The organism is Candidatus Neomarinimicrobiota bacterium (genome assembly GCA_021157965.1).
GTDB lineage: Bacteria > Fidelibacterota > Fidelibacteria > Fidelibacterales > Fidelibacteraceae > Fidelibacter.
The window spans coordinates 1-11,340 of sequence record JAGGVO010000021.1; the positions used below are offsets into that span (position 1 = coordinate 1).

The 11,340-nt window shown below is 41.5% G+C and carries 8 protein-coding genes and 2 CRISPR repeat arrays; all 8 genes read right to left on the bottom strand.

The annotated features are described in order from the left end of the window. Positions 1 to 50: 50 nt before the first annotated feature. Positions 51 to 1,500: a CRISPR direct-repeat array (repeat unit 37 nt; unit sequence GTTTCAATCCTTGTCTTAATGGAATGGGCACTTCAAC). 296 nt (positions 1,501 to 1,796) lie between these two features. Then, complete coding sequence (gene cas4, locus J7K63_02710; protein ID MCD6233937.1) at positions 1,797 to 2,381, bottom strand: CRISPR-associated protein Cas4; 585 nt, start codon at positions 2,379 to 2,381, stop codon at positions 1,797 to 1,799. A 13-nt stretch (positions 2,382 to 2,394) separates the two neighbouring features. Next, the gene (gene cas2 / locus J7K63_02715) at positions 2,395 to 2,700 is read right to left on the bottom strand and encodes a CRISPR-associated endonuclease Cas2 (protein ID MCD6233938.1); all 306 of its coding nucleotides are present in this window, start codon (positions 2,698 to 2,700) and stop codon (positions 2,395 to 2,397) included. Next, positions 2,690 to 3,694, bottom strand: a complete 1,005-nt coding sequence (gene cas1 / locus J7K63_02720) for a CRISPR-associated endonuclease Cas1 (GenBank protein ID MCD6233939.1) — start codon at positions 3,692 to 3,694, stop codon at positions 2,690 to 2,692. Before cas1 ends, cas2 begins: the two co-directional genes overlap by 11 nt. A gap of 89 nt (positions 3,695 to 3,783) precedes the next feature. Beyond that, positions 3,784 to 6,192 (bottom strand): CRISPR-associated helicase Cas3', encoded by a 2,409-nt coding sequence (gene cas3 / locus J7K63_02725; protein MCD6233940.1) that lies wholly within the window; start codon positions 6,190 to 6,192, stop codon positions 3,784 to 3,786. Continuing rightward, entirely contained in the window at positions 6,179 to 6,886 is a 708-nt protein-coding gene (cas5b, locus tag J7K63_02730; protein MCD6233941.1) for a type I-B CRISPR-associated protein Cas5, read from the bottom strand. Before cas5b ends, cas3 begins: the two co-directional genes overlap by 14 nt. A 14-nt stretch (positions 6,887 to 6,900) precedes the next feature. Beyond that, entirely contained in the window at positions 6,901 to 7,815 is a 915-nt protein-coding gene (gene cas7b, locus J7K63_02735) for a type I-B CRISPR-associated protein Cas7/Csh2 (GenBank protein ID MCD6233942.1), read from the bottom strand. Further along, positions 7,808 to 9,712 (bottom strand): TIGR02556 family CRISPR-associated protein, encoded by a 1,905-nt coding sequence (locus J7K63_02740; protein ID MCD6233943.1) that lies wholly within the window; start codon positions 9,710 to 9,712, stop codon positions 7,808 to 7,810. The genes cas7b and J7K63_02740 overlap by 8 nt, the downstream gene beginning before the upstream one ends. 50 nt (positions 9,713 to 9,762) lie before the next feature. Then, complete coding sequence (locus J7K63_02745) at positions 9,763 to 10,440, bottom strand: hypothetical protein (protein MCD6233944.1); 678 nt, start codon at positions 10,438 to 10,440, stop codon at positions 9,763 to 9,765. A gap of 398 nt (positions 10,441 to 10,838) precedes the next feature. Further along, positions 10,839 to 11,321: direct repeats of the CRISPR family, unit length 37 nt; unit sequence GTTTCAATCCTTGTCTTAATGGAATGGGCACTTCAAC. Positions 11,322 to 11,340: the final 19 nt, after the last annotated feature.

Here is an 11,340-nt window from a genome sequence, read left to right on the forward strand (position 1 = left end):
ATTGTATGATTGATTAGATTGATTTGATTGAAATGCCAAGAGCGAAGCGAGGTAAGATCCTTGTCTTAATGGAATGGGCACTTCAACGTTATTATAGACTCCCAAGGTGACGAAAAAACAGAGATGTTTCAATCCTTGTCTTAATGGAATGGGCACTTCAACATTGAGCTCTGTGTCTGGGGTTAAGCCCTTCTCATACGGTTTCAATCCTTGTCTTAATGGAATGGGCACTTCAACTTCCTGCTTTGAACCATTTATCTTGGTCATGCAATGTTTCAATCCTTGTCTTAATGGAATGGGCACTTCAACAGCTGAATCAAAAGATTATCCCCTCACGACTCAACGTTTCAATCCTTGTCTTAATGGAATGGGCACTTCAACGCCTTGAAATTTTCCAAAGCAGAAACCCGTCCATTTGTGTTTCAATCCTTGTCTTAATGGAATGGGCACTTCAACCTGTCGGGTTTAATAAAGTAAATCCAAAGGACCGGGGTTTCAATCCTTGTCTTAATGGAATGGGCACTTCAACATTTCTCCGGAAGATATTATACGGTCAAAAGATTTGTTGTTTCAATCCTTGTCTTAATGGAATGGGCACTTCAACTAGCTTATCGTACATATATGCGACTTTCCGGTTGTCTTGTTTCAATCCTTGTCTTAATGGAATGGGCACTTCAACGCCCATCGAGCCATTGCCATATATTCCCCCAAAGGTCTTGTTTCAATCCTTGTCTTAATGGAATGGGCACTTCAACGGTGACTATTTAAACGAGGGAGAAGACCTGTGCGTGTATGTTTCAATCCTTGTCTTAATGGAATGGGCACTTCAACCAATTTTATGCACCAGGTTTTCACGTGTTTAAAAAGTTTCAATCCTTGTCTTAATGGAATGGGCACTTCAACTGTTATACAAAAACGCCAGGACCGATGCCCGCATCCTGTTTCAATCCTTGTCTTAATGGAATGGGCACTTCAACACTTTCCGACATAGGCATAGTCCAATTCTTTCCCGTTTCGAGTTTCAATCCTTGTCTTAATGGAATGGGCACTTCAACCCGGATATCTTTGCCCACACTCTTCTGCAATTGGGGGTTTCAATCCTTGTCTTAATGGAATGGGCACTTCAACACAATAGGCGAAGTATCGGGGGCGTTTAATGCCATGCACGTTTCAATCCTTGTCTTAATGGAATGGGCACTTCAACAAATTTAATCGTGAGAAGTTCATTGATGAGACGGGTTTCAATCCTTGTCTTAATGGAATGGGCACTTCAACTATTTTCGGCGCTGAGTTTTACAGGGCTATACTGAGGTTTCAATCCTTGTCTTAATGGAATGGGCACTTCAACTCAAAGGCACTGCAAATGTTTCAACATTCTTGGCTTCCTGTTTCAATCCTTGTCTTAATGGAATGGGCACTTCAACATGAGCCCACGCCCGTATTAATGGATTATACGGGTCGGTGTTTCAATCCTTGTCTTAATGGAATGGGCACTTCAACAGCTAATTCTTTCTAATCTCTTGTTTTTACTGAACTTAACTCATGTCGACTTTGGCTTAATTTTGCCGTTTTTGCCCTGTGAAACATCGCTTTTTGCCCCGTTTTTGGCCTGTTTTGCACGCTTTTGATCCCTGTAACCTGTTGATTATCAATCCCTTATTGTCAATGAGCAGTTACGGTGAAAATAATTTTCCCTCAGCAAAAATGATTGTGGAAAAAATATATGCTTTTTCAGATCTCATTTCAAGTATATAACGGCATTAGAATGGATTTTTTTCCGATGCCATGACTCTTCCCTACAAGACACAAATATTTCTGTAGGTACAATCCAAACAACGGATTTTTCTGCCTGCCACATCCGGCATTTCCTCTCCCTGGATGATGGTTACAATCTTTTCTGTAGATTCCCGAACCTTTTGTTTTAAGCGATCAGTAATTTTTACATCCACAACCCTTGACCCATCACGAATGTAAAAAATGAATCCACAACGGACCGGCTTGTGATAAATTTCTTCAATTAATACACCATACGCACCAATCTGCATCCGATGCCCCGGATAAACAAAATCAGGATAAACCGCCCATTTATAATCCACCGGCGCCAGGCTCCCATCTTTCAGCTCAACAATATCATCAGGGACCCCACTTAAATGTTCTTTCTCTGATTTTAATTCCATTGCACCAAACCGCTTTACTACATCCAGCTTTTTCCATAAATAATCCGGATTGTTTTTTTGCCGATTCTCATGAATTTCCTTGCCTTTTTGAACCTTGAACCGCCGTTCTTCATACTCCGGTATGGAAAGCACGTACATAAACCAGATAAAACGGGGACAAAAATAGTAACTTAAAAGATGGGAGGGTGTTATTTTAAAATTCATGGTCATCATCCCCCTAAAAGAATAACGATTTGATGTCATCCGTGACCATTTTCTTGTCAAATGCCTGTCCAAGCAGAATGATCTTCTTAAAATCCGCCTCACACATGGGAAAGACATATAAACTATCTGTTTCCTCGTTAAGCCACTCTTTAACCTTTAAAACCATTTCATCCAGGCTCGCCCTGTTGATTGATCCCAGAAAGACCGATTTCTGTACCCGGTACAACCCTGCCTCCTCCGTGGCTTTCACAATTTTTCGCCTGGCCTTGTTTTTAGATATGTCGTAAATAACCCATGTGAGGTTTTCATCATGTTTCATCTGCCTTTTCCTGATGATTTATTTTAATATGTAATATCTGGCGGGCCGTGGCATACATGTCCAATTGTATCTGGTCTTTACGACTTACCTCCCGTCCTCTGTACCGACGGGGTGTTTCCAGATATTCAAAAAGATGAGGAATAAAAATCCGTTTTCCTTCTTCATTCAGGGATATGCCATTCACCAGCGAGGTAAAATATTCCTTCTTCATCAACCGCTTGCTGAAAAGAGATAAGACCGCCTCTTCCACCCAAATCCTGTACTGTTCAATGACATCAAATACAAGGCTGACTTTGTTATAATTATCTGTATGAATAAATCCAATAAAGGGATCCAGTCCGGCTAAAATGACAGCTTTTTCAACCAGACTGTACATCACACCATATCCGTAATTAAGCAGGGCATTGGTTTCATCTTTTGCCGGTTGACGGCTTCTTCCTAAAAACTGATATGCTTTGGGTAATAATGCACTGTACTGAGTCCACCACAAGCGCCCGGCACTTCCTTCCAGTCCAAATATCCGTCCCCGCGCCTCCTCAAGGCTGCCCCTTAGTATCGATATCTCCTTACGATACGCTTTCAACCCGTTTATGCTTTGCATGATATCTCCATATAGACGGGTCCGTTTTAAAGACATCTCCTGCAGAAAAGCAATCTGGTTATCCAATTTGCGCGTCATCCATTGCAGGGCAAAGTGAAGCCCGTCAGGATGCAGACTCAATTCAAGCTGACGGCGCCGAATCCGTGTGGTACTTCCCATCCGGGCATGCCAAAAACGACCGTATGGATTACCAAATTTGTCCAGGAATACAATGTCTATGTTATTTTTTAGTGCCAATTCTACAATATCTGTACTGATATGAACACCGGTCCCTATGACTAGTGACGATATTTTTTTCACGGGGAGTCGCTGTTTCTTATCCTTTCCTGAAACTTCTATCATTTCACCACTCTTCCGCAAAAATGTCCCATATGTATTGATCACCAGATGCATCCAATCCTCCTTTATAACTAAATTAATATGTCACGATTCTATGGGAAAGCCATGTCGGCTGACAACCAGCCCTTACAAAAATAGCACCATTAAAAGATAAAGGCCTCTTCTTCTTCGGAAAATGTCACAGACCGCCTGAACCCGGTAATGCTGTCGTAATGATCCGGCACGCGTTTCAAGGGTAAATAATGAATACCGCGTTGTGTTGTCTGCAAATACCGGTACGGCACCGAAATGATGTACCGGTAAAGATCCTTTTTGATACTATGTAAAGCATTGTATTTTTCAAGTGGATCCGCCATCACGGAGATATCACAAAATCGATGCCAAATAGCTTCTGCTTTAGAATCTATAGCAACAAAAAGATCCCCCTGATAATAGCTTCTATCATCTATCAGGGTAAACCGGCCAATATCCGGATAGTTCAGGGATTGGACAGACTGAATGAAATAATCCCCTGAAGGATGTTCCATTCCCTCCTGAATCGCGGCGTAATACTCTGTAATACATTGCAAAAAATCTTTTTCTTCAATCGTGTGTCTGGTTTTATAAATGGACTTCGTTAATATCATACCTAAGGGATTTTCACCATAAATGCGTTTATAATAGAAGTTGCCTTTTTCATCGATGATTTTGAATATTTTTACTTTACCCTGTTCAGATTTAGTGCCATGACGGTTACAGCGACCAGCTGCCTGGTTTATTGTATCCAGTGGCCCAAAATCACGCCAGACCTGATCCATATCCAGATCAACTCCCGCCTCCACAAGCTGGGTTGTGATCACTAAACGGATGGATGGATCTTTCCTGATCCGGTCAATGCGCTCCTGCCTGGAAAGGGGAATGATATTGGTGGACAGGTACTCTTTCTTTAAATCGGGGAAACGACGTTGCATTTCTTCAAATAAAATCAGCGTCTCACCAATGGTATTTAAAATGACCAGAATAGAATCTTCCGTTTTTTCAATTTCTTCACTTAACATATCCGCAAATACTTTAAGGGATACTGTTTCCGGATGAAAGCTCAGAGTCACACGATTCAAGCGGGAAAAGTATTGATCTTTCCGTGGGACCAATTCATAGTTTTCTTCTCTTTTCAACAGTTCTGGCTGAGTTGCTGTCATAAAAATAATGCGCGTATTCAAATATCGCATCATTCCCTTAATCATCAGGCGAACCAGTCCCCAGTATTTCAGGGGTAAACTTTGAACTTCATCCAATATCAGAATAGAACCGGCAAATTTGTGAAATTTTTTCAGGGAATGGTGGTTATTGGATAAAAGGGTATGAAAAATCTGGACAAATGTTGTTACAATGATTTCTGAATCCCAGCTTTCAATCAGAAAACGGGATTCATTCACATCATGTTCTTCATCGGTCCCCTCTTCCTTATAGAACAAATCAGCCATGGAATGGTTTTTTAACAGAATGCGTGACGAGGGGTCATGAAATACATCCTGAAATACCTGAAAATTTTGATCAATAATACTCATAAACGGCAGGGCATAAATAATCCGTGGTGTATATCCTTCAACATCCCGGATTCTTTCCCGTAATGTCAGGGCTACTGCCAGGCCAGTCAGCGTTTTTCCCGTACCCGTGGGAATATTCAGACTAAAACTTTTAACCTTTTGAATATCCACATTGTTTGTGCTGGAAAGGGCATCTGAATAAATTGATTCCCGGATGTGATCCATCTCATTCACCGCTCTGCCAAAAATCATTTTCTTGTAATCGTGCACTATCGTTGGACTGATGTCTGGTCTGTCCGGCACATGATGAGAAAAAATCACCGAATTTTTATCAGCATACAACAACAATGAATAAAAATAGGTCATAAGAAAGTATCCCTTCTCATCAGAGGGATAAAAACGGCTGAGTTTATACCGGATGGATTTTGGATTCATCTGGTTTTCAAATATTTCATGGATCCAGGTTTCCACAGTATCAGGAAGAATAGGTATAGAGGCTGATAGAGACAATAGTTGTTGATGACAAGCATTCACATGATCGGATATTACATCCATATTCAGAGCTTTGATTTGCCTGGGGATAACATCAAAGTGAGGGGTGCTCAATTCATCCTGTACCGGATGACCAGGAGAACCATGGTGTTTTTTTACAGCCCAAAAAGTAAAAAAGGGAAGGAATTCAGCATACTCGCCCTGATATTCAGACGGATCATGAGCCATCAGTTGTTCGGTTAACCGGTATGTAAAGAGGGCCGATAACAGGCTGTGGTGGGTTTCGGGCCTGTTTTTAATCTCTTCTTTCTTATCTTCCGGGGATATCAGATAAGCCTGAAAATAGCGTGTTGCCTTGCCTAAATCATGGGTCATGCCAATAATACACGCGATTTTTTCCCAAAAAGACAGAGATGCATCTTCGGGGAATACCCCGCCGGATTCATGTAAACGATGCAGCATGCCCTCTGCGACACGTTTACTGTGGATAATCAACAATTCTCCCGGACGGGCATAACACTCAGAAGAAGACAATATTTTCTCCTGTCTCCACATGATAATATGCGTGAGGAAAACAATCGATGGCACGACCGTTGCGATCAAAAAGGATATCATCCCTGTCGTCCACAACCCGTTCGGGGGTCATGTGTAAAGGATAATTAACAGAGAAAATTTCCGAACCTTCCGGATACTCAATATCTTTCACGATTTGTTTCCACCGGGGGATGACTGACAGGACAGGGACAATCCCCTCTCCTTTTTTCATAATCACCTCTTTTTCCCCTATAAACTGAATATCTCCTAAAAGCTGACTAAGACCTAATGAAACAGTATATACAGAGGTATGTGTTTCGAGCCGTTCTTTCAGAGTGTTATACAGGTGTGTATCCTGGTGCCAAAAATAAAGGTCATATCTGGGATCTTTGACAAATTCCGTACGGATTTGTGTCCGGTTTTTTATTCGCCAGAAGTGTTTTTTTGTATCAATCAAATTGAGAGTCATGCGGATTTTTTTCACGGGAGATTTAATGTGGATGGCCAGTTTATACTCCTCCGGATTTTCAAAAGAGTGTAGATATTGCCGCTTATCCAGACCAATCACGGCAGAAATAATGCCCATGATCGTTGGTGGCGGAGGAATTTCAAATGTAAGGGGTGATGTGGTTGTATAATATTTTTTAAAATGACCGTAATCACCCCGCAATTGAAAATGAAGCAGTTTTTCCATGATGTCACCTTCTATCAGAAGGACAGTTTTTCATACGATTCCAGTGACTCAAAAGAAACCGTTTCACCGTCGGACGTTACGGTTATTTTAGGATCCACAGCAATTTCTATTGTCTCAATTTTGTCACGGTGTTTTTCCAATTGTTTCCACAGTTCGGTCACATCAAGTGTATAGTCTTCCGGCCGGCGAATTTCTTCTTCCCTTCGGGAATTCTTCGGTATTAAACGGACCATGTTGTCCAGGTCTCCGATATAAAAATTGGGTTCAGCGTATTTTACTATCAGTAACAGGCGGGGCATTTGACCGAATTTACTCCGGCTGATCAAATCTTTTGTCCCTTTCCAGAGTGCCTCTTTCAGCAGATCAACATCTTCATTTGTCAACCGGGTGTGTTTGCCTGCATTTTCATTGATGATTCCGTGAAAACCAATCAGGGAATAGGGTAAAACATATTCTTCACGGAATGTTTTCTGTTTTGCTTTTTCTTTACCTGCAAAGGCACCCGTTCCTTTAATCAGCACTGTTTTTACAGCATGAAGACTTTTCCCCATTTTAAACTGGACAGGGCCGGTCAGAGTAATACTATCTTTATCCAGGGGAATGGTGGCACCGAAAAGGCGCACATCAATACATGATTCCAAGACATTTTCAAGAATCTCTTTTTTGGTCTTTCCAAAGTCTTTTGCCCGGGTTTTACCGTCCTGAATCGTCCCATCCTCAAAGACAATTTCCTGGACAAAAATATTCTGGTTTTTATAATCCTTCAGATAATCGCGGATTGTCCTTTTCAGACGAACATCCGTCACAAGATTCCGGCCGTTTTCTTCGTCGATGCGGGGCTTGTTTTCATCATTGGGATCGCCGTTGGGATTATTATTCTCCACGTCATACAAAAAGAGAATTTCCCGTCGTTGTGTGATTTCACTCATTGTTATCTTCCTCCCTTATACTTTGAATTTTAAAATAAGAACTCAGGTTCATTCCCAGGACAAACAAAAAGTTGAGTTCATCCTGGGGGATACGCCATCCGGAATAGTGGCCTGCTTCCAATAATGTTTTGGATATATAGGTTTCCAGCGGACCATAGTAGTTTTTTTTGTACTGTTCCAGCTTTTCAATGATCTCGGGGAATAGCCCGATTACATCAAAGGCATTCATTTTCAGTCCCTTTAATTTCGATCTGAAGGGTGTGGCTCCATCTTTTTCCCGGCTTTGAATATTTAAAAGGAACCGTGTGAGTACCCCCAATAAAAACGTTGCCCGGCGAGCCGGATCGGGAAAGAAATTTTTAAACCTGGTAAAGAATTCATCCAGCTTTTCCGGAAATTCTTCCTTCGTTTGAATATCCGGAAAATTCATTGTCTTATCCATTATCATTACCTCCGCTTGTTTATCAAAAAGGTTTAAAACCGTCAGGTATAAAAGAAGCATAAAACCTTTCATCACAGAAAACTTTTCAGGACTTGCAAAATTCTGCCTGAGGTCGGAGTTGACAAATTCTGAACGGACTTTCTGCATGATTTTATTCAGGATCAGTAATTGATCAATCTTTCTTCCCTGGAATATTTTCTGGGTTATTTCCAGGAAGGATTTATCCTTTTCCATGTTGTCCGGTTTTGGAAAAAAGGTTCTCAAAATACCAAAATCAAAGGATACCAGTGGCTTCCCATCTTTTCTGGTCCACTGATTAAATATTTCCAGGGAATCCACCTGCGATTTGGCCTTTATTAGCCTGGCAATCCGTGAGGGTAAAACATCTTCGATCAGCAGGAGAATTCTCAAGACATCCTTCTGTGGTCGGGAATAAAAAAACAGATCAAAGGTTAAATTATCGTTAAGCTCTTTGATATAATTAAATAAGTCGTGTTCATCCCGGGTGATTCGGTGAATGTCTTTTTCTTTGAAACTCTGCTCCTTATACGTTTCCAGAGCCTTAAGGATTGATGGATACTCCGATGGATTATTCATTTTAGGAATCAGGTAATATCTATGACCGTAAAATGTAAAATCCAAGTGGTCACAGATATAGGCAAAGCCCCCTCGCACATCAAAGGCACAGGATCTGCAGACGGGATAATTTTTCCAGGCATTTTTGTAGTCAAAGCCTCCTGTTATCATTCCTTGCTTGTCCAGGTTGTAAAATTTTAAATCCGTAAAAAAGCCGAAGACTTCAGCAGCATTTTCTCCGCAAATCGCACAGACTTTATGTTTTTCTAAGGAATAGGTCTTTGCAGTTTGAGAATACCTGAATTTTTTTAACGTAGAATCCAGGAGAAAATCCTGAAAAAAAGAGAAATCGCCCAAAAATTTCACGGTTGAATCATTTTCAACAAAAACCGGTGTAAGTACAGCGCCTTTGCCATCCTGAATTTCATCAAGATTGGCCTGGATATCCTGAAAGATTGATTCCTCCTGATTCTTTGTCGCCTCATACAGTTCCCGGATCATTCGCCGGGATATTTCATCAAAGGTATCATAATTTTGGTTGGTCTTAAACCATGCGACATACTTATTGGGAAACGTCTTTTTAAGTTTTGTCATTTTACAGGTAGGTGTTAAATCCTGTCCGTTTGATGACCCTCTTTTATAGAGAATATTAAACTTCATCCGGGATGTGAGAGGTTGATACCGTACGTCCTTGTATTGCCAGGTTTTTTCCCTTTTCTCATATCGGATCATGATAAGATGGGGATATTTTCCCTTGTCCAGGGCATCTTCAACCAGGAGCTCAAGAGAATTTTGTTGTGTTTGTCGGGCAGCCAGGCTTTTCCCGATTTCTTTCATGGCATGTATCATTCTTTCTTCTCCATCTGTAGATGTTGACATACCTTCCGTTTAAGCATTGTATGCATGATTCTGCTGGTTTTTGCTCCCTGCTAACGGTTTAAATCCGCATCCACGGCACCAAATCCCCGTGCCACCTGTTTACCAATACCCAGGCCGGGTGGAATGTAGAAATTGGTTTTAAATGTTCCTGTGAATGTTATGACATGCTTTTCTTTAAACACGGACTGACCCTTAATAAACATCCCATGGACCCGGATCTTTTCCGGATTCTCAAGCCAGAGATTAAAGCCATGAGCCAGGGCCCGGAGATTTCCCCATAAAATTCGCTCAAGAAATGGATGCCAGTCTTCGACATGCCGTTTGAGTATTTTGTAGTAATTTTTCTGATTCAGGGCCATCCAGGGGGTGACAAAGCGGTAGGCATAGACTTCCGGGGCCATTCCCACACGGGATTGGTAAATCTGGATCTCTTTTTCCGGAAGATTCCTCAGTTTATGGCCGATTTTAACCTTATCCACCTGTTGAAAAATCTCTTTCAGGATAGCAGCCCCAATGCTATGTCCAACAATATTCAACGCCCCATCGAGGAATTTGTACTGGATTTCCGGGTAGACATACCGGTAATTACCGGTGGGCGTATGATTATGGATCGGGGTATAGGCAGGAAAAACATGGGATAAATAAGCCCGGATTCTTGGAATATCTTCAGGGACAAAAAAACCTTTGGGATATTGCAGACGCACCAGGAGAATCTTAGTATAATTCATTCAAAACTCCGTAGGATCATAATTAATCATCAAATATATCTGACATAATTTTTAAAGGACAGCGGCACATTATAGATAAACCTCGTGATGCAATTAACGGATTTTGTTTTTGAGAATCAAGTTTTTTCATATTTCGCTTCCTTTTTTTGGAAATATGAAACACTTCAGATAAAAAAGCTCAGTTTGTCAGCTAAAAATTAAAACTTACAAATGGTTAAGTGGTCAGTCGGCAGTCGACAGTGAAAAGTCAATTGATTGGATGATTGAATAGATTGATTGGATTGGGGGTGGACCATGCGTCACGTGTCAGGTTTTGGCCTCCCGCAGAGACGCAGAGGGACTGAATTGATTGTATGATTGATTAGATTGATTTGATTGAAATGCCAAGAGCGAAGCGAGGTAAGATCCTTGTCTTAATGGAATGGGCACTTCAACTGGCTGCATGGAGGTTGTTATGCGCAATCACCACGACGGTTTCAATCCTTGTCTTAATGGAATGGGCACTTCAACAACAATTCCTTGGCCGGGATCGCCACTATCCCGAGTGTTTCAATCCTTGTCTTAATGGAATGGGCACTTCAACTGCTCATCACGTCACACGTAAATATGGATTTCATTCATGTTTCAATCCTTGTCTTAATGGAATGGGCACTTCAACTTGCCCTCTGGGGGATAGCCTGGGTGGCCCTTTTGGGGTTTCAATCCTTGTCTTAATGGAATGGGCACTTCAACTTGGGAAATGCGATTGCTGCAAAGTGGGACAACCTTTGTTTCAATCCTTGTCTTAATGGAATGGGCACTTCAACATGCAAGCAGTCCGCCTCCTGAGGCTTGGGCTGGCTGGGTTTCAATCCTTGTCTTAATGGAATGGGCACTTCAACCATATGGTCTCTCTGGAAG